The 23,392-nt window shown below is 69.0% G+C and carries 19 protein-coding genes; 2 read left to right on the top strand and 17 right to left on the bottom strand.

The annotated features are described in order from the left end of the window. Positions 1-12 precede the first annotated feature (12 nt). The 3 genes from JOD27_RS39100 to JOD27_RS39090 form a co-directional block, all read right to left on the bottom strand. Positions 13-435 carry a roadblock/LC7 domain-containing protein gene (locus JOD27_RS39100; protein ID WP_030468876.1) on the bottom strand — a complete coding sequence of 141 codons (423 nt, stop codon included), beginning with the start codon at positions 433-435 and terminating at the stop codon, positions 13-15. Then, on the bottom strand, positions 432-3,203 hold the full coding sequence (locus JOD27_RS39095; protein ID WP_307830586.1) for a sensor histidine kinase: 2,772 nt from the start codon (positions 3,201-3,203) through the stop codon (positions 432-434). Before JOD27_RS39095 ends, JOD27_RS39100 begins: the two co-directional genes overlap by 4 nt. A gap of 220 nt (positions 3,204-3,423) precedes the next feature. Continuing rightward, complete coding sequence (locus JOD27_RS39090; protein WP_204767404.1) at positions 3,424-4,434, bottom strand: ABC transporter substrate-binding protein; 1,011 nt, start codon at positions 4,432-4,434, stop codon at positions 3,424-3,426. A 187-nt stretch (positions 4,435-4,621) separates the two neighbouring features. Here JOD27_RS39090 and JOD27_RS39085 point away from each other — a divergent pair, with 187 nt between their 5' ends. Both JOD27_RS39085 and JOD27_RS39080 read left to right on the top strand, forming a co-directional pair. Next, complete coding sequence (locus JOD27_RS39085) at positions 4,622-5,779, top strand: 4-hydroxybenzoate 3-monooxygenase (RefSeq protein WP_307830585.1); 1,158 nt, start codon at positions 4,622-4,624, stop codon at positions 5,777-5,779. 174 nt (positions 5,780-5,953) lie between these two features. Further along, on the top strand, positions 5,954-6,820 hold the full coding sequence (locus JOD27_RS39080; RefSeq protein WP_204767403.1) for an IniB N-terminal domain-containing protein: 867 nt from the start codon (positions 5,954-5,956) through the stop codon (positions 6,818-6,820). Positions 6,821-6,970: 150 nt separating this feature from the next. Here the strand turns inward: JOD27_RS39080 and JOD27_RS39075 are convergent, their stop codons facing one another. The 14 genes from JOD27_RS39075 to xerD form a co-directional block, all read right to left on the bottom strand. Next, positions 6,971-7,381 (bottom strand): DUF5956 family protein, encoded by a 411-nt coding sequence (locus JOD27_RS39075; RefSeq protein ID WP_204767402.1) that lies wholly within the window; start codon positions 7,379-7,381, stop codon positions 6,971-6,973. A gap of 7 nt (positions 7,382-7,388) precedes the next feature. Further along, positions 7,389-8,186 (bottom strand): ABC transporter ATP-binding protein, encoded by a 798-nt coding sequence (locus JOD27_RS39070; protein ID WP_204767401.1) that lies wholly within the window; start codon positions 8,184-8,186, stop codon positions 7,389-7,391. Then, on the bottom strand, positions 8,170-8,937 hold the full coding sequence (locus JOD27_RS39065) for an ABC transporter permease (RefSeq protein ID WP_204767400.1): 768 nt from the start codon (positions 8,935-8,937) through the stop codon (positions 8,170-8,172). Before JOD27_RS39065 ends, JOD27_RS39070 begins: the two co-directional genes overlap by 17 nt. Then, on the bottom strand, positions 8,934-9,677 hold the full coding sequence (locus tag JOD27_RS39060; protein WP_204767399.1) for an ABC transporter permease: 744 nt from the start codon (positions 9,675-9,677) through the stop codon (positions 8,934-8,936). Before JOD27_RS39060 ends, JOD27_RS39065 begins: the two co-directional genes overlap by 4 nt. Before the next feature lie 81 nt (positions 9,678-9,758). Continuing rightward, positions 9,759-12,485 carry an nSTAND1 domain-containing NTPase gene (locus JOD27_RS39055; protein WP_204767398.1) on the bottom strand — a complete coding sequence of 909 codons (2,727 nt, stop codon included), beginning with the start codon at positions 12,483-12,485 and terminating at the stop codon, positions 9,759-9,761. 79 nt (positions 12,486-12,564) lie between these two features. Then, positions 12,565-15,282 (bottom strand): nSTAND1 domain-containing NTPase, encoded by a 2,718-nt coding sequence (locus JOD27_RS39050; RefSeq protein WP_204767397.1) that lies wholly within the window; start codon positions 15,280-15,282, stop codon positions 12,565-12,567. 161 nt (positions 15,283-15,443) lie between these two features. Further along, positions 15,444-18,179, bottom strand: a complete 2,736-nt coding sequence (locus tag JOD27_RS39045) for an nSTAND1 domain-containing NTPase (RefSeq protein WP_204767396.1) — start codon at positions 18,177-18,179, stop codon at positions 15,444-15,446. A 173-nt stretch (positions 18,180-18,352) separates the two neighbouring features. Then, positions 18,353-19,087: a pseudouridine synthase gene (locus JOD27_RS39040; RefSeq protein ID WP_204767395.1), complete on the bottom strand. Its 735-nt coding sequence runs from the start codon at positions 19,085-19,087 to the stop codon at positions 18,353-18,355. Continuing rightward, entirely contained in the window at positions 19,080-19,997 is a 918-nt protein-coding gene (scpB, locus tag JOD27_RS39035; RefSeq protein WP_239571052.1) for an SMC-Scp complex subunit ScpB, read from the bottom strand. The genes JOD27_RS39040 and scpB overlap by 8 nt, the downstream gene beginning before the upstream one ends. Further along, complete coding sequence (locus JOD27_RS39030; RefSeq protein WP_204767394.1) at positions 19,994-20,818, bottom strand: segregation and condensation protein A; 825 nt, start codon at positions 20,816-20,818, stop codon at positions 19,994-19,996. The genes scpB and JOD27_RS39030 overlap by 4 nt, the downstream gene beginning before the upstream one ends. Continuing rightward, the gene (locus JOD27_RS39025; RefSeq protein ID WP_204767393.1) at positions 20,815-21,135 is read right to left on the bottom strand and encodes a hypothetical protein; all 321 of its coding nucleotides are present in this window, start codon (positions 21,133-21,135) and stop codon (positions 20,815-20,817) included. Before JOD27_RS39025 ends, JOD27_RS39030 begins: the two co-directional genes overlap by 4 nt. Further along, on the bottom strand, positions 21,132-22,055 hold the full coding sequence (locus tag JOD27_RS39020; RefSeq protein ID WP_204767392.1) for a ParA family protein: 924 nt from the start codon (positions 22,053-22,055) through the stop codon (positions 21,132-21,134). The genes JOD27_RS39025 and JOD27_RS39020 overlap by 4 nt, the downstream gene beginning before the upstream one ends. Positions 22,056-22,156: 101 nt before the next feature. Continuing rightward, positions 22,157-22,486 (bottom strand): ArsR/SmtB family transcription factor, encoded by a 330-nt coding sequence (locus JOD27_RS39015; RefSeq protein WP_204767391.1) that lies wholly within the window; start codon positions 22,484-22,486, stop codon positions 22,157-22,159. A 24-nt stretch (positions 22,487-22,510) separates the two neighbouring features. Next, positions 22,511-23,386 carry a site-specific tyrosine recombinase XerD gene (gene xerD / locus JOD27_RS39010; protein WP_204767482.1) on the bottom strand — a complete coding sequence of 292 codons (876 nt, stop codon included), beginning with the start codon at positions 23,384-23,386 and terminating at the stop codon, positions 22,511-22,513. Positions 23,387-23,392 lie beyond the last annotated feature (6 nt).

Genomic DNA, 23,392 nt, shown 5'->3' with positions numbered 1-23,392 from the left:
ACTTCTCTCTACTCAGGCTCGCATGGAAACGTGCAGCTGGGCACGGATCTCCGGCGTCAGCTGGAGACCGACCCGCTCCACCAGCCGGGTCATCGCGTAACCGATGAGCCCGATGTCGCAGTTGGGCGCGGCGAGCACGGCGAGGCAGGACCCGTCGCTGATGGACATCAGGAAAAGATAGCCCCGTTCCATCTCGACGACAGTCTGCTTCACCTCCCCCGCCTCGAAGCAACGCGCCGCGCCGAGGTTCAGCGAAACCAGGCCGGAAGACACAGCGGCGAGCTGTTCGGCGCGGTCGTGCGGGAGGCGGTCCGACGAGGCGAGCAGCAGACCGTCCGCCGAGACGACGATCGCGTGCGCGACACCGGCGACCCTGCTGACGAAGTCCTCGACCAGCCAGCTGAAGTTGTCCAGTTCCTCAGTCGCGGTGGTCACTGGTGTTCCCTTTCTGCGATCACGGGGATGCCGCCGACGGCCGAGTCGAAGAGCGACTCACGGCCGAGCTGGACACCCTTCTGGTACGTGGCGAACCGCTGCCGGAGCCGTTCCGCGGAACGGCCAGGAGTCCCCGCGGCTGCCAGCTGGGGAACGGGTGACGACGGTTTGGGAGTGGAGCCCGGTACCAGACGCGCCTTCGGGACGCGCTTGGGCAGGCCGTTCTCCGTCGTCTGTGCGGGCGCACTGCTCTCCAGCGCCCCAGCGGCACGCCAGCCCTCGTCGGCCGATCCCCACTCGGACTCGGCGAAGTCGGCGACCGCGCGCGGCACCGCCGTTGGTGCCTCGGACTTCGAAGGTTCGGACGAACGCTGCCGCTTGGGCAGGCCGTTCACCGTGGAAGGTTCGGACTCGGTGTCCGGCTCCGCTGCCGGAACGTCCTTTGTGGAATCAACCGCCGGCCGCTGCGGCGCGGCCGCCGGAGTCTGGAACCACCGCGACAGGCTGTCGGCGGAGATCTCCTCGACGTCGTCGGAGATGGCGGGGAAGATCTCGGTCGCCGGGTCGGCGGGTCGTGCGGGTTCGGCGGGCCGTTCGATCGGCGGCTCGTAGGAGTAACCGTCCTCAGCGGACTCTTCGCTCGCCTCGATGCGCGCGGTGAACAGGCCGTCGGCCGACGTCTGCTCGATCCGGTGCCGGCCGGAGGGCTCGTCGGCGGCGTCGGAGCGCAGCACGACCGGGTACTCCGGCGTCCACTTCGGCACGCCGGCGAGACCCTCGCCCGTCGCCTCGGCGGGCGTGACGGCGGGCGGCAGCGGCAGCGCGGGCGGCGCTCCCTTGTGCAGCAACGAGACCGGCAGGATCACCTGGGCGGTGACACCGCCCTCGATGTCGTCGTTGTTCGCGAGCGTCACGCGGATCTCGTGGCGCTTGGCGAGCTGGCCGACCACGTACAGGCCCATCTCGCGGGCGACGGAGACGTCGACCTCCGGCGGCTCCGCGAGCTTCGCGTTGGCCTCGGTGACGTCGTCCTCCTGCATGCCGACACCGCGGTCGTGGATGCGGATCGCTACCTCGCCCTTGCGGGTCTCGATCGTGCGCACGGTGACCTTGGTGGTGGGCTTGGAGAACGCCGTCGCGTTGTCGAGCAGCTCGGCGATGAGGTGCGCGAGGTCGTTGACCACGCGGCCCTGCACCATCATGTCCGGCGTCGGCGCGATCTGGACGCGCGCGTACTTCTCGACCTCGGACACCGCGGCGCCGAGCACCTCGGCGATCGCGACGGGACGGGTGACGCGGCGGTTGACCGTCGTGCCGGAGAGGACGAGCAGGTTCTCGCTGTTGCGGCGCATCTGCGTCGCGAGGTGGTCGAGCTCGAACAGCGACGCCAGGTGGTCGGGGTCCTGCTCGTCCTGCTCGAGCCGGTCGATCACGCTGATCTGGCGTTCCACCAACGCCTGCGAGCGCCGCGACAGGTTGATGAACATGTCGTTGACGTTCGCGCGCAGGGCCACCTGCTCGACGGCGAGGCGAACGGCTTCGCGCTGCACCAGGTCGAACGCCCGCGCGACCTGGCCGACCTCCTCGGTCGTGTTGAGCGGCACGGGAACGATCGCCTCTTCCGCGGCGCGCTCGGGGTCGCGGTGCGAACGGATGCGGCGAATGGCTTCGGGCAGCTGGTTGCGGGCGACGTCGAGGGCGCTGCGGCGCAGGATGCGCAGCGGCCGCAGCATCGACTGCGCGACTACCGCCATCAGACCGAACGCCACGATCAGCGACGCGGCGACCAACGCGGCGTCACGCCACGCGTCCGTGCGCGCCCGGGCCGCCAGCTGGGTCGTCGTGGTGTCGGCCTGACCTTCCAGGTCACCGGCCAGTTCGTGCACCAGGTTCGCGGTGTCCTCACCGATCTTGAGGACCTCGGCGTCGGTGATGGACACCGGCTTGCTCTCGGCGTCCTGCGCGAGCGCGAGCTTCACGAGCCGGTTGCGGCCGTCGACCGCGGAACCGGACACCTTGTCCTGGAACTTCTGCCGGTTCGCCGTGGAGGCGACGTCGTTGAACTCGTTGAGCGCCGCGTCCAACCGGGACTGCGCCGCCCGCAGCTCGTCCGCGGCACCGGGCGCGAAAGCCTTGCGCAGCGCGGTGGCCGTCAGGATCGAGTTCTGCTGGCTGAGCTGTTCCTGTGCCTGGTAGAGCGCCTGCGCGGCGGCGACCAGCGGAACGATCTGCGGTTCGCTCAGGCTCGAGATCGCGGCGCGGTGCACCTGGCCGAGCGAGGCGATGATCTGGTTGTAGGCCCCGATCACGGCCATGTCCGGGTACTTCGTCGTCAGGATCGTGTTGCGCAAGCTCGCCAGGCCGTCCAGCGACTGCAGCGACTTGCCGAAAGCTTCCTGCAGCGGCGCGCTCAACGCGGTCGTCGTCGCGCCTGAGTCCCGGTACTTGCCCAGTTGCGTGTCGGTGAGGCCGGTGCGGGCCGCGTGCTCGGGGCACGCGTTCTGCCTGCCGGCGGCGACACACTGCACTGCCCAGTCGCGCTCGACCTGGAGCGCGTTCTCCACCTTCGCCGCCTGGTGGCTCACGGCGAGTTCGCGCTGGACGGTGCCGAACAGCTCCACAGAGTCGAGCTGGGTGTTCAGGCGCAGGCCCGCGAGAGTCGCGGTGCTCAGGGCCGGAACCAACAACACCACCGCGAGCTTGCTCCGCAACCGCCAGTTGCGTAGGCGGAACCGGTCGATGCCTCGCTGGTCCTCACGACCGCGCACCGTCAACACTCCCCGCCCCGTTTAATAGCTGCAAACCTGGTGGATCTTGGTGTAAAACACACGGCTCTCATACCGCCGTTCGGACGACAAAAAACTGATTCCCGAATCAACAACTGACAGTAAGACGGCTAAACGGCCTCAAACCGATAATTCATACGGCGGAAACAACAGGCGCGGGCGGCCATGATCACGGCACGATCACAGCCACCCGCGCTGTTCGTCAACTACCGGAGGGCTGGATGAGCATCGGCTTGACGTCGAGCTCCTTGTCCAGCAGGCCGTAGCGCTGCATCAGCTGCGTGACCCGCTGCAGCCTGGTCGCGTCGAGCGAGGTCGGGAAGGCGCCGAAGTGGACGAGAGCTGCGGTTTCCTTGTCGACCTTGGCGTACTCGACGAGCAGCGGCTCCACCGTGGGACGGTCGGCGGCGTCGGCCTGGCCCTTGGCGATCGCGCGCTGGAACGCGGCCACAGTCTTGGGGTTGTTCTTGGCGAACTCACCGCTGGTCGCGTAGCCCGCGATCGGGATGTTGTCGGTCGGGCCGGAGGCGGCGTCGAGGATCTTGACCTGACCCGCGGCACGCTGGGCACGCGTGATGAACGGCTCGACCATGAACGCCGCGTCGACGGTCTTGTTCTGGACAGCGGCCTGCATGTCCGGGAACGGCATCTCCTTGAACGTGACCGACTTCGGGTCGACGTTCGCCGCCTCCAGCGTCGCCTTCGCGGTCAGCTCGGCGATGTTCTTGAACGTGTTGATCGCGATGGTCTTGCCCGCCAGGTCCTTGGGACTCTTGATGGTCGAGTCACTGCCGGCCAGGATCAGGAACATGTCGGGTTTGGCCTGGTAGCCATCGGCGATGAGCTTGATCCCGTCGACCTGCTTGGCCGCGTCCTTCGACTGGGCGGCGAAGAACGAGACCCAGTTGCCGAACGTCATGTCCAGTTCTTTGTTGATCAGGCCGGGGATCGCCTGAGCACCACCCTGGATCACCTTGAGCTCGACCTCGAGGCCTTCCTTGGCGAAGTAGCCCTTCTGCTTGGCCACGTGAACGGACGCCACGTCGAGGATCGGAAGGACGCCCAGGGTGATCTTGGACTTCTCGACCTGACCGTTCGGGTCGGATGCGGGCGTCTGCTCTTTGCCGCCGAGCAGTCCACAGCTCGCCACGGTGGCGAGCAGCGTGGCGAGGGCGATGCCACGGACGGCAATGCGGCGGACTCTTCGAGTCATCGGGAGCACTCTCCTGTCGGAGCGGTGTCGTCGTTGCGGGGAATGCGCGACGGTCAACCACTCAGAGTAATGATGCTGCTCCAAAAGACCCCAGTTGACCGACACACGCAGGTTCCAGTCCACTACCTGCGGTGAGCATCTAAGCACAGCAGGTCTAGGGCTAGGAGAACCCCAGTTGAAGCGCGCTGTGACCGTTGTCGGCGCCGGGCCGGCCGGTCTGACCTTGGCAAACCTGATCCAGCAGTCAGGTATCGACTGCGTCGTGCTCGAAAAAGCCAGTCGTGGTGACGTGGAAACCCGGCCACGGGCGGGAGTCCTGGAACATCGCTCCGTAACCATGCTCGAGTCGTTCGGACTCGCCGATCGTTTGCTGATGGAAGCAGACCGTCACGGAACGTGTGAATTCCGCGTGAACGGACAGGCGTTCCAGGTGGCGTACAGCGATCTGTACGGAGGCCGCAACCACTACGTCTACCCGCAGCAGGAAGTGGTCAAAGACCTCATCGCGGCATTCCTCGACGCCGGTGGTGACATCCGGTTCTCCGTCAGCGGCGTGGAGTTGCGAGACCTCACGTCGTCTCGGCCGTCCGTGAGCTGGACCAGCGAGGATGGGGTCCGCTCGACCGTCACGTCCGACTTCGTCGCCGGGTGTGACGGATTCCACGGTGTGTGTCGGCCATCCATTCCCGAGGGAGTGCTGACGGAATTCACACATCAGCACGGGATCGAGTGGCTGACGATTCTTGCCGAGGCACCTCCGTCCACTAAAGCCGTCATTTATGCATTGCACGAGGATGGTTTCGCCGGACACATGTTGCGGTCGCCGACCATTTCTCGCTTCTACCTCCAGGTACCCGTCGGAACCAAAGCATCGGATTGGTCCGACGAACAGGTGTGGGAGGCGTTGCACAAGCGGTTGGCACTTCATGGTTCAACGTGGTCGTTAACCGAAGGCAAAATCATCGAAAAGCGGATCCTCGACATGCGCAGCCACGTCGTGGAGCCCATGTCGTACGGCCGGCTGTACCTGCTGGGTGACGCAGCCCACATCATCACGCCGGTCGGCGCCAAGGGCATGAACCTCGCGATGAACGACGCCGCAACGCTCTCACGTGCGCTGACGGACTTCTACGCGACCGGTTCGGAGACCGGTCTCAAGACCTACTCCGACGACTGCCTGCGCAGGGTCTGGCGGGCTCAGGAGTTCTCGCAGTGGATGGTGAACATGATCCACACCGACGTGAGCTCCCCGTTCTTCGGACGCTTGGCGCAAGCACGACTGGAGCACCTGGCCGAGTCGCCCGCGTACCGCGCGACCTTCGCGGAGAACTACGTCGGCCCCTGAGGGCACAATCTCCCCCTATAGGGTGACTCCCCGGGCTCCCCTAACGAGTGAGACCGACCCCCTAAGGGCCTGCTTTCGTCACGATCTGGGGCCAACTCCCGATGCCGGGGGATGTCGATCATCCATACGGTGCAACACGACATCCCCCGATTCAGCTACAGGAGCTTGAGTCCCATGCAGCAGACCACGCCCGCCGCCGAGCCCACCACGGTGCAGACCGGCCAGACCACCGTGCAGACCGGTGACACGACCGTGCAGACCGGTGGTACCACCGTGCAGACGGCGGAGCCGACCACGCTGCACGACTTCACCCTGAGCCTGCTGACCGACCTGGACGCCCGTGAGGCGTTCCAACAGGACCCGCTGGGCTGCCTCGAGGCCGCCGGCCTGAGCGACATCACCGCGGCCGACGTGCAGGACATCCTGCCGCTCGTGCTCGACGCCGCCTCCGTCCCGAACGTCGAGGGCGTCGAGGGCGTCGAGGGCATCCTCGGCGGCACCGAGCTGCCCGCCGTCGACAGCCTGCTGCAGATCGCGGGCAACGTCGAGGGCGTCACCGGCGTCACCGACATCGCCACCCCGTCGGCCATCACCGCGCTGGTCTCGGACTTCTCCGGCCTCGGCGACGTGTCGGGCACCCTCGACACCGCGGTCTCCACCGTTCCGCAGGCGACCAACCTCGTTTCCAACGTCACCGACGTCGCGACGGACAACGTCGCCAAGGTCACCGACCTGGTCGACGTCCAGGGCGTCCACCACACGGCCGACGCGCTGGTCAAGGACCTCCACACCGACGCCGTCGTCCAGGACCTCCACACCGACGCGCTGGTCAAGAACGTCCTCAACACGGCGGACGTCGTCGACGTCAACCACGTGACCGACAGCGCCGTGCACGTGACCGACAACGCCGTGCACAACGTCGCGCAGGTCGGCGACGTGCACCACGAGCTCGGCCAGGTCATCAGCGACGTGAAGGTCGGCGACCTCGACCTGCTCCACGGTGGCGTGGACAACAACAGCCACCTGGACCTCCACATCTGATCCACTGCTCTTCTCGAGCAGTAGTCCGGGGGGACGGAAGGCGGGTGCTCGGCTCTGCCCCCGAGCGCGGGTGCCTGCCTCCCCCACGACTGACAGTTCAGCCCCCGGACCGTGCCAGTCCGGGGGCTGAACTGTTTGTAGCCGCTTGTGTCAGGCCACGTCGTAGAGCGCGGCCACTCCTCGTTCCATCGCCTCGCGGACGCGCAGCAGATCCACCGGGGAACGGTGCGCCCCGTCCGTGTCGACCGCGTGCCAGACGTCGGACGGCGTGGTTCCGACCGGCAGGTCCAGGTACCACGCGAACCCGCGTGGCCGTGGCGGCACCCCGGCTTCCACCAGGTACGAGTTGACGAACGTGTCGATGACGTCCTGGTCTGGGTGGATCGGCGCGGGCGTGCGCACGACCCGGCGCGGACCGGCCACCCACGCCAGCAACAGCTGGTAACCGTTGTCCGGCAACGCGAGCAGCCGCCGACCTTCCAGCAGCACCACCCGGTCCCGTCCGCCCGACACCTCGGCGGGTTCCGCGTCGACGACGAGGAACAGGTTCCAGTCGATCATCCGGAGTTCAGGACGAGACGGTCTCGCTCAGCGACTCGCGCTCGGCAGCGGCCCACTTCTCCACGTCCAGCGCGGGCTTGCCGACGTTGAGCAGGCGCGCCACCTTCGACCGCAGTTCGACGAACGCCTCGTCGGTCCGCGTCGTCACCTGGTCGCGCTCGGCGGGCAACGGCACCTCCAGGTCCGCCACCAGCCGCGCGGGTGAGCCCGAGAGCACCAGGATGCGGTCCCCCAGGTACACCGACTCGTCGATGTCGTGCGTGACCACCAGAACGGTCGTGTCGTGCTCACGACGCACGCGAAGCAACAGGTCCTCCAGCTCGAACCGGGTCTGCGCGTCCACCGAGGCGAACGGCTCGTCCATCAACAACAACGAAGGCCGGTAGGCCAGAGCGCGCGCGATCGCCACACGCTGCTGCATGCCACCGGAGAGCTGCCACGGCCGCTTGCGAGCGGCCCCGCCGAGACCGACCCACTCCAGCGCCTCCGCGGCCCGCGCACGGCGTTCCGCGCGCGGCAGCGACCGCAGCGGGAACTCCACGTTGCCCTGGACGCTCAGCCACGGGAACAGCGAGCGGGAGTAGTCCTGGAACACCACGGCGAGATGCGAGCCGTGCAGGGACACGTCACCGCGCGACGGCGCGACGAGTCCCGAGATGGTGCGCAGCAGCGTCGACTTGCCGCACCCCGACGGTCCGACCACGCACACCAGCTCACCGGCGCGCACGGTGAACGACAGGCCACCGATGGCCTCGTGGTCACCGTAGGTGTGGCCTAGGTCGGCCACCTCAAGCATGTTGCTCATCACGACTCCTCGGTTGCCACGCCAACACCCTGCGTTCCACCGCCAGCAGCGCGGTGTTGAGTCCGTAGCCGAGCACGCCCAGCAGGACGATCCCGGCCCACATGCGCGTGTAGTCGAACTCGCGCTGTGCCTGCATGAGTTGCGAGCCGATGCCGTTGTCCGTGCCCACGAGCTCGGAAATCACCATCAGCACCAGCGAGAGCGACAACGAGACCCGCAGCCCGGCGAAGATCTTGGGCGAGGCCGCGGGCAGGACCACGCCGAGAACCCATTGCCAGCGCGGGATCCGGAAGACCGCCGAAGTGTCCACTTTGGTCACGTCGACGGAACGGGCACCGTCCACGCTGTTGAGCAGCACCGGCCACACGACACCGAAGACGATGGTCGCGAGCTGCATCGACGTACCCGCCTTGAACAGCAACAGGAACACCGGCACCAGCGCGGGCGGCGGGATCGAGCGCAGGAACACGAGCAGCGGGTTCGCGTACTCCATCGCCCGGTCGGAACGGCCGAGCAGGAGCCCGAGCGACACGCCGATCACGCTGGCGATCACCCAGCCCGACAGCAGCCGCACCACCGACGGCACGACGTGGCCGGTGAAGTTCGCGGGCTCCAGCACCCACCACTCCCAGGCCGCGACGACGATCTTCGACGGCGGCGGGAAGAACGGGTCGTCCGCGAGCCAGCCGAGCACTTGCCACACGACGACCAGACCGGCGAACACGGTCCACCGCTGCAGGAACTTGGTCACCAGGCCACCCACCGGCGGCGGACGCGTTCCAGGCCGTTGTTGAGCAGGACGCCGATCGCGCCCGCGACCACGGTGCCGACCAGCACCTGGTCCATCCGGCCCGGCCCGCTGCGGGCCTCCATGATGAAGTAGCCGATGCCGATCTGGCTGCCCGCCATGAGCTCCACGCTCACCATCACGATCAACGCCGTCGTCGCCGCGAGCCTGATTCCGGTGAGGACGAACGGCAGCGCGCTGGGCAGGGCCACGAGGAACAGCACGCCCAGCCGGCCGGTGCCGAAAACCCTTGCCGTGTCGACGAGTAGCGGGTCCAGTTCGTCCAGCGCGTAAATGGTGTTGAAGAGGATCGGCCACAGTGCCGCGTAGACGGCCAGCGTGATCTTCGTTTCCGGGCCGAAGCCCAGCATCACCAGCGCGAGCGGAATCAGTGCCACAGAAGGGATCGGGCGCAGGAACTCGATGACCGCGCGCGTCCCGTGCCGTACGGCGGGGACGCTGCCGAGGACGAGTCCACTCGGCACCGCGATGGCGATCGCGATCACGATGGCGATCAGAAGTGCCAGGACCGTTGCCACGACATGACTGATGAAGCTCGGCGAGGTCAGTTGCGTGACGAGCTCACCGAACACGACGGACGGTGGCGGAAGCGCGTGTGCAGGGAGGAGGGGAGAGCGTCCTAAGAGCTCCCAGAGCACGAGGAACCCGGCGATGCCGAGAAGTCCCCTTGTGAACGCACGCACTCGGTCACCCTAGAGAGTGGATCTCGCCTTCACAATGCGTGCTTGCCCAACTCCGGGTTGTTTCCCACACATCGCCGCGCTTCAGCAGACCTCGACGCGCTCCACTTCGCCGAAGCTCTTACCCCATTCGGAGTCCGAGAGCCGCGCGCCGTCTTTTTCACACATCTTCTTGATGATCCGGCCGGTGTCGAGGAGGTACGGCAGCAGTTCCGGGTTGTCGCCGCCCGCGCGGACGAGGAAGTCGCCGTACTGCGGCCGGTACACCGGTTGCATGTCGTGACCGTGCCCCGTCACGTACACGAGCCGGTCAGCGGGACGACCTGACGTGTAGAGCTGCTGCACCTCGAAGATGTTGTCGCGCACGACGGCCACGCGGCCGTCGTCGGAGAACGCCACGCGGGCGCTGGCGCGCTGCACGCTGTCGATCGTCGCGCGCAGCACCGGCGACCCGCTGGGCACGCGCTGCCACACCTGGACGATGCCCTCAGGCGAGTGCTCGACGGCGAGCCACCGGCCGTCGCTGCTGTAGGTGAGACCGCGGACGTAGACCGGCTGCACCAGCGGCGGCGCCGCGGGCTCGAACGTGCTGCCGATGCGCCAGAACTCGACGGTCGAGGTGCCCTTCGCCGCGTCCCACACCGAGGTCGCGAGCTCGCGGCCGTCGTAGCTCAGCGCCACGCTTCCCGCGCCGCGCACCGGCATCGGCAGCTGCCTGGGGTTCCTCGGGTCGCTGAGGTCGTACAGCACGCCCGGCTCGTTGTCGTCCGGCGTCGGGAGACCCTGCTCGACCTCACCGATCTTGCCGACGATCCGCGAGCCGTCCGCGCTGATGTCGAGCGTCCGGAACCGGTCCTGCAGCGCGGCCAGGTAGCTGATGTCGGTGGCGCTCTTGACGTTCCACAGGTACTGATGGCCGGTGCGGTCCTGCGTGACCGCACGGTGTTCGGCGAGCTTGACGACCCGATGATGGTCGAAGAACCGCGCGCCGCGCACCACGCCGTCCTCGTCGAGGCCCCACAGGCGGTCCGTGCCGTCCTCGTCGGTCACCGCTGCCAGCTCACCCCGTGGCGCGACCTGCACGGCGGCGTCGTCGGCGGGCGTGCCGGTGAACGGGATCCTGCGCGTCACCGCGTTGGCGAGCCGCAGCATCTTCTCGGCCTCAGGCGACGGGTTGACCTTGTAGCCGACCAGCGCGTACTTGTCCGCGTACGGCCGGCGCTGCTCCATCAGCGCGGCGGACTCGGAGATCGCCATGCTGGCGAGCTCCCTGTCGTGCAGCTCGGTGATCTTGCGCTCGCTGGACAACGCGTAGACGACGCCGCCGGGCACGAGCGCGGTGAGCACGGCCATCACCGCGATCAGCGCGGTCGAGCGCCGGGTCTCGCGTTTGGCGCTGATGTCGACGAACCGGCGTTCCTGCGGTGTCAGGAACTCGCCGAGATCCTTGGCCTTGCGCAGCCGCGCGCCCCGGTAGAGGGCCAGCGGGTCGCGCTCGCTCGCCTCCCACAGCTCGATCGCGGTGACGAGCTGCTGGTGCGTGCGAAGGTTCTCGCGCTCCTCGTCGATCCACCCGGTGAGCCGCTGCCAGCGCAGCACCGCGTCGTGGGTGAGCTCGACGCCCTCTTCGGTCAGCGTCACGAGCCTGGCACCGGCGAGCAGGTCGAGCAGGTGCGGGTCGAGGTCGAGCCTGCGGGTCCTGCGGTGCACGATCCCATTGCGCTGCAGGGAGACGAGTCTCAGGAAGACGCTCTTCACCGCTGCCCGCTCGTCGTCGGTGAGGGTGTCGAACAACGCGTTCGCCGCCCGCGCGACGACCTGCTCGATGCCACCGGCCTCCTCGAACCCGGCCTGCGACAGCGTCATGCCGCGCTTGCGCCGCCAGGTCTCCACCAGCGCCTGCTGCACCAACGGCAGCGCGTGCTGGTTGGCCGCGTCCGCGACCAGGCTGGCGATCACCGCGGTCTCGACGGTGGCGCCGATCTTGGCGGCGGGCTCGGTGATCGCGCGGCGCAGCTGGTCCGTGCTCAGCGGCTCGATGACGATCTCGGTGCCGCCCAGGCCCTTCGCGCGCCAGCGCTCGAGGCGGTCCGCGCGGACCGCGACGACGACGTGGGGGCAGCGGGTGAGGGCGGTGACGAAGTCCTGCTGGTCGAGCGCCTTCTCGGTGTCGTCGACGAGGAGGGTGAGGCCGGGGCGGTGCTGCCGGATGCGCAGCCGGAGGTGGTCGGGGTCCTGCCGGAACTCGGCGGCCAGCTGCTCCGGCGTCGTGTTCTCGAAGATCTCGGCGAGGGCCTGGGCCAGGTCCTCGAGCGCGTTGTCCTTCGGCGTGATCACGACGGCGTCGTCGAGGGCGGGCACGAGGCCGGCGTGCAGGAGGGAGGTCCGGCCCGATCCGGAGGCGCCGACGAGAACGGTCAGCGGTCGCGCCTTGACCGACTCCACGACTTGTTCGACGAGACACTCCCGGCCGAAGAACCTCTTCGCGTCGTCCTGGCCGAACGGTTCGCCGCCCGGGTACGGTGCGTTAGGCTGCAATGGCAGCGCGTGTTCGGCCGCGAGCTCACGCCAGCGCTTGGTCCACGGCGCGGGATCGCCCTCGCACGCCCGGACGAACGCCAGCGTCAGGGCCAGGGAGGGCAGCTTCCGCCCGCCCGCCGCGTCGGACAACGCGGTGGGCGAGTAGTTCGCCCGTCTGGCCAGCTCGCGATAGCTCGGTTTGCCTGCCTGGTCACGCAGTCTGCGCAGGTCACCGGCGAACCGCAGCAACGCGGTGTCCTCCGGACCCAGCGGTCGTTCCCCTCGTGGCATGCCGCCTCCCGGCCGGATTGTCCACCAGAGGTTCGCCCGCCGTCTAACGGGCCGCTAACCAAGCCGCTCGACGTGCTGGTCAGTCGTGGCAGGGCGGGGTGAACTCGAGGTCGCCGAAGTACCGCTTCCACTCCTCACGGGTCATCCGCGGGTAGGCCTGCTCGCAGATCCGGACCGCCGGGTCGCGCGGATCGACGTTCCACAGCCGCACCGCCCGGTCCGCACCGCCGGTCACCACCTCGTCGCCCTTCGGCGTCAGCCCCACGGCCGCCACGGGTCCGGTGTGCCCGCGCAACAACGCCTGCTCGACTGGGTCGCCGCCGGGAGGCAGCTTCCACAGCCGTACCAGGCCGTCGTCGGTGGCGACCGCGGCGCTGCCGGCGCCGAGCCACGCCGAGGTGACCGCACCGCCACCGGACGGGATCTCGGCGCGCAGCACCGGATCGCGCGGGTCGGTGACGTCCCAGACGTGGACGGCGGTGGCCGAGGTGGTCATGAGCAGGTTCGTGCCGCCGAACTGGGCGGTGCCCGCGAAGTCCTTGGTCAGGGAGAGGAGCTTGGCGTCGTGCGGGTCGGTGACGTCGACGAGGTGGACGGCACGGCCGGTGGTGACGGCGGCGAGGACGTTGCCGTCGGAGCGGAAAGCCATGCCCGCCAACGGTCCCAGGCCGAGTTCTGCGGTGGTGAGGAGTCTCGGGCGTTCACGGCGCAGGTCGGTCCAGAAGCTCAGGACGCCGTCGTTGCCGGTGGTGACGAGAGTGCTGCCCTGCCAGGCGATGGCCACGGCACGAGTGGGCAGAACCGTGATCTCGCGGGGTTTGCCGAGAGCGACGTCGACGACGTGGACGGCGCCGTCCTCACCGGCGGACGCGATCAGTCCGCCGGTCGAGTCCATCGCGAGGGAGGTGACGGCACCGGAATGCCTTGCGGCCTCGTGGGAAGCGCGCGGGGCCGGCAGGTCGTCGAGGTCTGTCAGCACCACCGTGCCGTCGCGGTGCCCGGTGGCGACCTGTTGCTGCGTCGGGCCCACGACCAGTGCGGTCACTTCGGACTGAGCGTCGCGGAGCACCTGGGACGGGGCGTCCTCCTGACGCAAACCGTTGCGCGCCTGGGACAACGGCACGAGCTGGTAGGCGGCGAGCGCGACCTGCTGGGCGAGGCCGGGGTTGGTGGACCGCAGCGCGGCCGCCTCGCCGACCGCCTTCAGCACGGCGGCGGCGGTGCGTTGCTCATCGGCGGTTCTGCTGGCCCGCAAGGCGAAGACGGTCGAGCTGACGGCGACGACGATCAGCGCGGCCAGCGCGGCGAGCAGCTGACGCTGGCGGCGGGTGCGTCTTCGTGCGCTCGCCGACACCTCCTCCTCGGCGGCGAGACTCGCGGCGAGGAACGCGCGTTCCTTGGCGTTCAGGGAAAGTCCGGCCGGGACGGTGGCGAGCCGGCGGCCGCGGAACAACGCGCCGGGGTCGCGGTCGAGGGCTTCCCAGGTCTGCGTGGCATGCGTGAGTTCGCGCTGCGCCTTGATGTTCTCGCGGTCCTCCTCGATCCACTCGCCGAACGTGGGCCAGCTGCGGATCAACGCCTCGTGCGCGAGTTCGACGCCGTCGCGATCGATCACGACGAGTCTGGCCGCCGCCAGCGCGACCAGCACTTCGTCGTCGGCTTCGAGCTCGTCCTTGTGCGCACGGCGTTTCGTGTCCTCCGCGGTCACGAGCCGCAGGAGGATCCGTTTCGCCTGCGCCCGCTGCCGGGACGTGAAGCCGTCGAAGACCTCCTGCGCGGTGCGGGCGACCGCGTGTTCGAGACCGCCGACCTCCTCGTAGGCCGCGAGCGTCAACGTCATGCCACGCCGGTGCTGCCAGGTCTCGGCCAGCGCGTGGGACAGCAACGGCAACACGGCGGCCTGCCCCACCGCGTCGGCCATCAGCCGTGCCAGCAACGCCGTCTCGATCTTCGCCCCGGCGACCGCCGCCGGTTCGGTGATGGCGAGGCGGAGCTCGTCCGGTGTCATCGCGCCGACCATGACCTGACCGCCGCTGAGAGCCTCGACCAGCTCTGGATACTGCGCGCAGTGGCCGTAGTAGTCGGCGCGCACGCCGATGACGACCTTCGTGCAGTTCGTCAGCGCCGAGATGAGCCACCTGCGCAGTTCCTCGCTGCGGCACAACGTGAACAGCTCCTCGAACTGGTCCACGACCACGAGATGCTCGTGCTTGCGGCGCAGCGCCGCGGGATCGCGGAGTTCGTCGGCGAGCTCGACCGCGTCCGCGCCGGTGAGCCGGGCGAGCGCGAGCGCGCACTCCTCCACGGGATCGGCGCCGGGCGTGAACAGCAGGACGGGCTCGCGGGTGCGGGCGATGAGACCGGCCCGCAGCAACGACGACTTCCCCACGCCCGACGGTCCGAACACACCGGTGAAGCGGTGCCTGGTGGCCAGCAGCTCGGACGTCAGCCGCTCGCGCCCGAAGAACTTCGGAGCGTCGTCGGGCTGGAACATCGCCAGCCCGACGTACGGGCTCCCGTCGGCCCCGTGCGGTCCGGTCTCCGCGACCGCACGCCACCGCCGCGCCCACTCCTCCGGGTCGGCGTCGCACGCCTTGGCATACGCCTTCGTCACCGCGAGCGAAGGCAGCTTCCGGCCGCCCGCCGCCTCCGACAGCGCCGCGGCCGAGTAGTGCGCGCGCCGGCTCAGCTCCCGGTAGGTGGGGCTGCCCGCCCGCTCCCGCAGCCGCCGCAGATCCGCCGCGAACTGCAGGAGACCGCTCTCGCCCTCGTCGAGAGGGCGTTCCCGTCTCGGCATCCCGTCATTGTTCAGAGAACTTTGTTCAGCGGCCAACACCTGACCGTGAACAACCCGTTCGCCCTAACGTCGACAGAGGCGAGAAGCCCCGGTGCTCGCGCCCCGAACCGGCGCCGGTGTGGCTGTGGGTGGCGTCCACCAGGTGCCACCCACGGCTCATGTCAGCAGACGGGCACCCGTTCGACCTCCGGCAAGTACCTCGCCCAGTCCTGGTCCGGCAGTTCCGCACCGCCGAGGCACATGTCCCGGACCACCTCGTTCACGTCCGTGCGCAGCAGCCAGATGGTCCCCTCGGTCAGGGCGACGAACCCGTACGGCGGCGACCAGTGGTCGACCGCGGTGATGTTGTCCGGGAAGTTCTCGAAACCCGCGATCCGCACGGGCCTGCCCCGCTGCGTCAGGTCCCAGACGTGCACCGCACGGTCCGTGGCGAGCAGCACCTGCCGCCCGTCCGGCGAGAACTCGATCATGGGCTCGGCGTTGGGCTGGGTGGGGATGTCGGCCTGCACCACCGGGTTCGCGGGATCGGTGACGTCCCAGACCTGGACCTGCCCCAGCGACAAGCCGACCACGAGGACGAACCTGCCGTCCGCGCTGAACCGGCGAGGTTCGAAGTTCCCCGGCGCCATGGAGTCGTACACCCGGTGCGCCGCATCACCGTCGATCCGCCAGATCTCGGTGGATCCGCCGTTGATCCGCGACACGACCACGGTGCGTCCGTCCGGCGACATGCGCAGCGTGAGCGGTGGCTTGTCACCGGGGACGGCGATCTCGCGCAGCTCGCCGGTGCCGACGTACCGCCAGATCTTGGCCGCGTAGCCGTCGAGGGACGCGCCGGTCGTGACCACGCCCGCGATGGTGTCCACCGTGCTGTTCGCCGACAGGCCGTTTTCGAAGTACGAGTTGGCCGGCACACGGGCGAGCGTGCGCGGACTGGACGGATTGGTGATGTCCTGCAGCTCGGCGCCTCGCTCGGTGGCGACGACCGCGCGCCGGTTGTCGTCGCTGACGACGACAGGCCGTCCGGCGATGGTTCCGTGTGACGAGTCCAGGCCGTGTGCGCGGAGATCCCAGAGCCCCGTGGCGAAGCTCAGGCTCTGGAAGGTGCCGAAGAGGCTGCCGCCGTCGAGCTTGATGAAGCGGCTTCCCGCCGAGCTCGTGCTCTGCCGCTCACGCCGTGATGTCGCGTCGACGGCGAGCAGCGCGTCCCGGTTCGCATCGGTGGGCGCCACCTTGTACGCCGCCAGCGCGAGCCGGATCGCCTCTCCGGAGTCGGTCGGCAGCAACGCCATCCGCCGTGCCGCGTCGGCCGCGCTGCCCGCCACGGCGACATCTCGTTGGTGGGACACTTCGCGAGCCTGCCGACCGGCGAACACGACAGTGCCCGCCAGCAGCAGGACCAGCACCGACAGGACGGCCACGACCACTCGCGTGCGGCGGGCGCGGCGGCGGCCGTCGGCCTGGCTCGCGGTGAGGAAGGCGCGTTCGGGTTCGGTGAGCGAGCCGGGATCCAGTTCGCTCGCCTGGGCCAGCCGCGCACCCTTGTAGAGCAGGTCGCGGTCGCCGTCCCACTCCGCGGCGGCCTCGGTGAGCTGGTGGTGCACGCGCAGCGCGTTGCGGTCCTCCGCGATCCAGTCGCGCAGCCGCGGCCAGGACCGGATCAGGGCCTCGTGGGTGAGCTCGGCGTGCTGCTCGGTGAGCGTGACGAGACGGGCGGCGGCGAGGTGTTCGAGGACCTCGGCGTCGAGGTCCTCACGGGCGGCGCGGCGCTTGGTGTCCTCGGTGCCCTCACCGAGTGCGATGAGGCGCAGGAAGATGCCACGGGCGGTGTGTTGCTGATCTTCCGTGAGCTCCGAGTAGACGGCCTCCGCCGTGCGCGCGATGGCGTGCTCGATGCCGCCCGCTTCCTCGTAGCCGACGAGCGACAACGTCATGCCGCGGCGGCGGTGCCAGGTCTCGACGAGCGCGTGCTGCACCAGCGGGAGCGCGGCCGCCTGGCCCGCCACGTCGGCGACGAGACGGGTGACGAGCGCGGTCTCGACGGTGGCGCCGACGTGCTGGGCGGGTTCGGTGATGGCGCGGCGCAGCTCGTCGGTCGTCATCGGCCCCACGAGGAGCTGGCTGCCTTCGAGCGCCTCGACGAGCTCGGGATGACGGCCGATGTGGCCGTAGAAGTCCGCTCGGACGCCGATGACCACGTGCGGGGCGCCGACGAGGGACCGGACGAACCAGTCGCGTTGCTCGGGGCCGCAGAGCGTGAAGATCTCCTCGAACTGGTCGACGACCAGCACCAGGTCGTACTGCTGGGCGAGCAGTCCCAGCGCGGCCGGGTCCGCGAGCTCCGCGCGCAGTGCCACGGAGGAGTTCCCGGTCGCCTGCGCGATCCGGACCGCGCACTCGTCGAGCGGATGCACGCCAGGCGTGAAGATCAGGGCGTTGTCCAGCTTCGGGAGCAGGCCCGCCCGCAGCAGCGACGACTTGCCGGACCCGCTCGCACCGAAGACGCCGACGAGCGGACGTCTCGCGACCAGGTCGACGAGCTTTCCCGTGAGCTTCTCCCGGCCGAAGAACCGGTCGGCGTCCTCCTTCTGGAACGCCTTGAGGCCCACGTACGGGGCCTCACCCGTGGGATCGGGCGGAGCGGCGATGGACCGCCACCGCTCTTCCCACGCCTCCTCGTCGCCGTCGCACGCCTTGACGTAGGCCAGAGTCACGGCGAGCGACGGCAGTTTCTTGCCGCCTGCCGCGTCCGAGAGCGTGGCCGCCGAGTAATGGGCGCGTGAAGCCAAAGCCCGGTACGACGGTTTGCCCGCCTTGTCGCGGAGCTTGCGGAGATCGGCCGCGAACCGGCCGAGCTCGGTGTCCTCACTGTCCAGCGGACGTTCCGTGCGTGGCATATCGGTCTCCCCCTGTGACCGATTGTCCACTCCCTGTTGTTCAAAGCGCATCGCCGACCCCTTACAACGTGTTCGCCGTAGCGTTCTCGTCGCAGGTGGTGATCGGGGGATCGCCAGAAGGTGCCCCTCCGGGCTCGGGGGCCGGAGGGGCACGGGGGATGTTCAGAGTGTGGTCAGAGCCCGACGAGCTTGTAAAGGCCGCCGACTTCCTGGCGGTTCAGGACCCGCATCGAACCGGGACGCTGGTTGCCGAGGTAGACCTCGCCGATCGCGGTGCGGACCAGCGACTGCACCGGGTAGCCGGCGGCCTCCAGCAGGCGGCGGACGATGTGCTTGCGGCCCTCGTGCAGGACAACCTCGACCAGCGCCTTGCCGGGCACTGCGCTGATGAGCTTGAACGAGTCGACCTTGACCGGCCCGTCCTCCAGCTCGATGCCCGCCTTGAGGCGCTTGCCGACGCCCTTCTCGACCGGGCCGGGAACCTCGGCGAGGTAGGTCTTCTTGACGTTGTAGCTCGGGTGCATCAACCGGTGCGCGAGCTCGCCGTCGTTGGTGAGCAGCAGCAGGCCCTCGGTCTCGGCGTCGAGGCGACCGACGTGGAACAGCCGCTCCTTGCGGTTGCGCACCAGGTCGCCGACGCACGGGCGACCCAGGTCGTCCTCCATCGTGGAGAGCATCCCGAACGGCTTGTTCAGCGCGATCGTCACGACGTCCTCGCGGATCTGCACCCGCACCCCGTCGACGTGGACCACGGCGGTCTCGGGGTCGATCCGCCGCCCCTGCTCGCGCACGACCTTGCCGTCGACCTGCACCCGCCCCTGGTCGATCAGCTCCTCCGAAGCGCGGCGCGAGGCGATCCCCGCCTGCGCGAGCACCTTCTGCAGGCGCACGCCCTCGTTCTCAGACATCGTCGATCGCATCCACTTCGGGCAGCAGCGGCGCGATTGGCGGCAGGTCGTGCAACGACGACAGCCCCAACCGCTCCAGGAACAGTTCGGTCGTCCGGTACAGGATCCCACCCGTGTCGCTGTCCGTGCCCGTCTCCTCGATGAGCCCCCGCGCGACCAGGGTCCGGATCACACCGTCCACGTTGACGCCACGCACCGCCGCGACCCGAGCCCTCGTGACGGGCTGCCGGTAGGCGATCACCGCGAGCGTCTCCAGGGCCGCGCGGGTGAGTTTCGCGCGCTGCCCGTCGAGCAGCAGCTTCTCCACGAACGGGGCGTACCGGTCTCGCGTGTAGAACCGCCAGCCGTCCCCCGCCCTGCGCAGGTCGATGCCGCTGCCGGACTCGGTGTACCGGGTGGAGAGTCTACGGAGTGCCTCCTTGATTCGCTTAACCGGCTGTTCAAGGGCACTGCTGAGCTGGTCTTCAGCGATCGGGCTGTCGACGACGAGGAGCACGGACTCCAGGGCGGCGTCGAGTTCGGTGTCGTCGGTGAGGTCGGGGAGGCCGCTGTCCTTGATGGCCTCTTCGGGGGCGGCGGCGAGGAGCTGCGCTTCGAGGGCGGCCGCGTCGGCGTCGGGCTCCGGTGCGGCCTCGGGCTCGGCTTCCGGCTCCGGCTCCGGCTCGGCTTCCGGCTCCGGCTCGGCTTCGGCACCGGAGTTGTCCACAGCCTCCGCCTCTGACGTGCCGTTTTCGTCGGTGCCGCCCGATAGACTGGAGACCGGGGGGACCCCCGCGCCGTCCGAACCGACCTCAGCGGGCTCCACGACCTCAGCGGCCACCGCCGCCTCCTCAGCGCCTTCGCCCCCGTCGAATGCGGGCCCCGGCTTCTCGATCTCCGCCGCGTCCGGCCCCACCAGTGGCTCGCTCATCCGCCGTAGTCCTCGTCCTCGTCGCCGGCGTGCACCTGCGCCTGCGCTTCCTCCAACGTCCCGCCGACCCACGTCACCTGCAGCGGCCCGAGCGGGTCCTCCTGCTCGAAGGCCAGCGACTTCTCCCGGTACAGCTCCAGCAGCGCCAGGAACCGCGCGACGATCTCCATCGTCTCGGTGCAGTCGGCGACGATCTCCGCGAACGACGCCGTGCCCTTCTCGATCAGCAACGCACGCAGCTCATCGGCGGTCTCGCGGATCGACACCCGGTGCTGGTGGATGTGCGCGACCGACAGCGTCCGCTTCTGCTTGGGCCGGAAGGCGGCGGCGGCGATCAGGGCGAACTTCTCCGGCGTCACCCCGAGCATCACCTCGGGCAGCAGGCCCTCGTACCGCGGCTCCAGCGACACCGACCGCGGGTACCGGCGGTAGGCGCCCTGCTCCAGTTCCGCGAACAGGGCCGCGACCTGCTTGTAGGCCCGGTACTGCAGCAACCGCGCGAACAGCAGGTCGCGCGCCTCCAGCAACGCCAGGTCGTCCTCGTCCTCGACGTCACCGGCCGGGAGCAGGCGCGCGGCCTTCAAATCGAGCAACGTCGCCGCGATCACCAGGAACTCGGTGGTCTCGTCGAGGTCCCACGACTCCCCCATGGCGCGGATGTGCGCGATGAAGTCGTCGGTGACCTGGTGCAACGCCACCTCGGTCACGTCGAGCGTGTGCTGCGAGATCAGCTGCAGCAGCAGGTCGAACGGGCCCTCGAAGTTCGTGAGCCGAACCTTGAACTTGCCGTCGTCCGAAGCAGCGGGAACGTCCTCTGTCACTGCTCGCGCAACCTGCGTACCAGCAACGACGCGTCACCGTGCGTCTCCAGGTCGTCCAGCACGATCGCGATCGCCTCGCGCACGACGCGGCCGCGGTCGACGCCCAGGCCGTGCGCGGCGCGCAGCGAGAGCCGTGCCTGCTCCAGGGCCAGCAGCTCCTCGTCGGACACGTAGACCGTGATCTTCGTGGTGTGCTTGGTCCGGCCGGAGCCACGACGCTGAACGGGCGGTTCGACGGCGTCCGGCGCCTCGGCGGGCGCGGCAGCGGTCAGCCGGAAGAGCTCGGCCGCCCCTGGCAGTGAAGGGCGACGGTTCACCGGGCGATCACCTCGCGGGCCAGAGCTCGGTAGGCGTTCGCACCGGACGAGCGCGGCGCCCAGCGGGTGATCGGCTCACCGGCCACGGTGGTCTCCGGGAAACGCACCGTGCGGTTGATGACCGAGTCGAACACGATGTCGCCGAACGCCTCCACTACGCGGGCCATGACCTCGCGCGAGTGCAGCGTGCGCGGGTCGAACATCGTGGCGAGGATGCCGGTGATGTTGAGCTTGGGGTTCAACCGTTCCTTGACCTTCTCGATGGTGTCGATGAGCAGCGCCACCCCGCGCAGCGAGAAGAACTCGCACTCGAGCGGGATCAGCACTCCGTCCGCGGCCGCGAGGGCGTTCACCGTGAGCAGGCCGAGCGAGGGCTGGCAGTCGACCAGCACGTAGTCGTACTGGTCGATGACGGGACGAAGGGTGCGCACGAGCGTGTGTTCGCGGCCCACCTCGGACACGAGCTGGATCTCGGCCGCCGAGAGGTCGATGTTGCTCGGCAGCAGGTCCATGTCCTCGACCATGGTCTTGCGGATGACGTCGCGGACGGCGGTGTCGCCTTCCATGATGACGTTGTAGATCGTGGTTTCCAGCTGGTGCGGATGCACGCCGAGGCCGACCGACAGCGCTCCCTGCGGGTCGAAGTCGACGAGCAGCACCCGTCTGCCGTACTCGGCCAGCGCCGCGCCCAGGTTGATGGTCGACGTCGTCTTGCCGACGCCGCCCTTCTGGTTGCACACCGCCAGGATCCTCGCCGGGCCGTGGTGCAGTAGCGGCGGCGGGTCCGGGATGTGGCGGCGCGGGCGGCCTGTCGGACCGATGCCGTCGACCTGCTCCTGAGCGACGTCGTCCACCGGCGCGGCGTGCGGAGCCAGGCTCAGTTCGGCACGGGGCGCGAAAGCGTGCTCCGGTGTCGACATGGCTGGCGTTCCCTCACTGGTCGTAGTCGTCTCTCCGGGCGCAGCGTAGGCCGCACCCGTGCGAGCGGCAACGCGCCTCGCCGGTGTTTGTCAAGACTTGGTTACGCGGGGACATCCGTTCGGGTGCGCCGGTCAGCAGCCGAGAGCACCACGTCCAGCAGACCTGGGAAGAGAAGATCCAGGTCATCGCGACGCAACGACACCCAGCGCTGGTTGCCGCGGCAGCGTGTTCGCGTGATGCCTGCTTCGCGCAGCACCCGCAGGTGCTGGGAGAGGGTCGACTTCGCCACGTCAACCTCGAAGGCCCCGCACAGCCTCTCCCCGCTCGACTGGACCTGGCGAACGACCGCGAGCCTCGTCGGGTCGCTCAGCGCGTGCAGCACGGCGGCTAGATCAATGGCCTGTGGGGACGGCTCGTCCAAGTTCGGCACCTGACCACCGTACCCGTGGAAGCCTCATGTTCCAGTGGCCCGAGGGTGTGCAGTTGCGTAGACCTCCCTCAAAGTCGTAACGGTTACCAGTGTGTACACCTGAGTGGTGGTAACCGATGCGTGCCCGAGAAGTTCTTGAACCACCCGAACGTCCGCACCCCCTTCGAGCAGATGGGTGGCGAACGAATGTCGCAACGTGTGAGGCGACACCGCAGCGGTGATCCCGGCTTCCTCCGCGGCGGTCTTCAAGACCGTCCACGCGCTCTGCCGCGAAAGCCGCCCGCCCCTCGCGTTCAGGAACAGCGCAGGCGTCCCACGACCCTTGGCCGCCAACGCCGGGCGCGCCCGGACCAGGTAGGCGTCCACGGCAGCCAACGCCGGCCGCCCGACCGGCACCAGCCGCTGCTTTCCTCCTTTGCCGTCCAGCAGCACCGTCCGCTCGGCAGCGTCGATGTCGTCCACGTCCAGCCCCACGACCTCGGAAATTCGCGCTCCGGTCGAGTACAGCAGCTCGAGCAGCGCCTTGTCCCTGAGGTTTCCCACGGTGTCGAGCAGCGTCAGGACATCGTTGACAGATAAGGCTTTCGGCAGCCTCTTCGGCGGCGACGGCGGATGCACGGCCCGTGCGACGTCATGCGGCACAAGGCCTTCCCTGTGCGCGAACCGGTGCAACCCGCGCACGGCGACCAACGTCCGAGCCGCCGACGACGCCGCGAGCCCGCTCTCCCGCAACGCCGCCAGGAACTCGCTCACGTGCAGCTCGGTCACCGCCCCGAGATCCGTCACCCCGATGGACTCGAGATGTTCGGTGTACCGGCGCAGATCACGGGTGTAGGAGTCGAGCGTGTTGCGGGCGGTGCCGCGTTCGACGGCGAGGTGGTCGAGGTAGCTCGCCACCAGGTCTGC

This window comes from Lentzea nigeriaca, assembly GCF_016907955.1.
In the GTDB taxonomy this organism is placed as follows: Bacteria; Actinomycetota; Actinomycetes; order Mycobacteriales; family Pseudonocardiaceae; genus Lentzea; species Lentzea nigeriaca.
The sequence above is the reverse complement of the archived record's forward strand: the minus strand, read 5'-3'. Positions and strand labels throughout refer to the sequence as shown.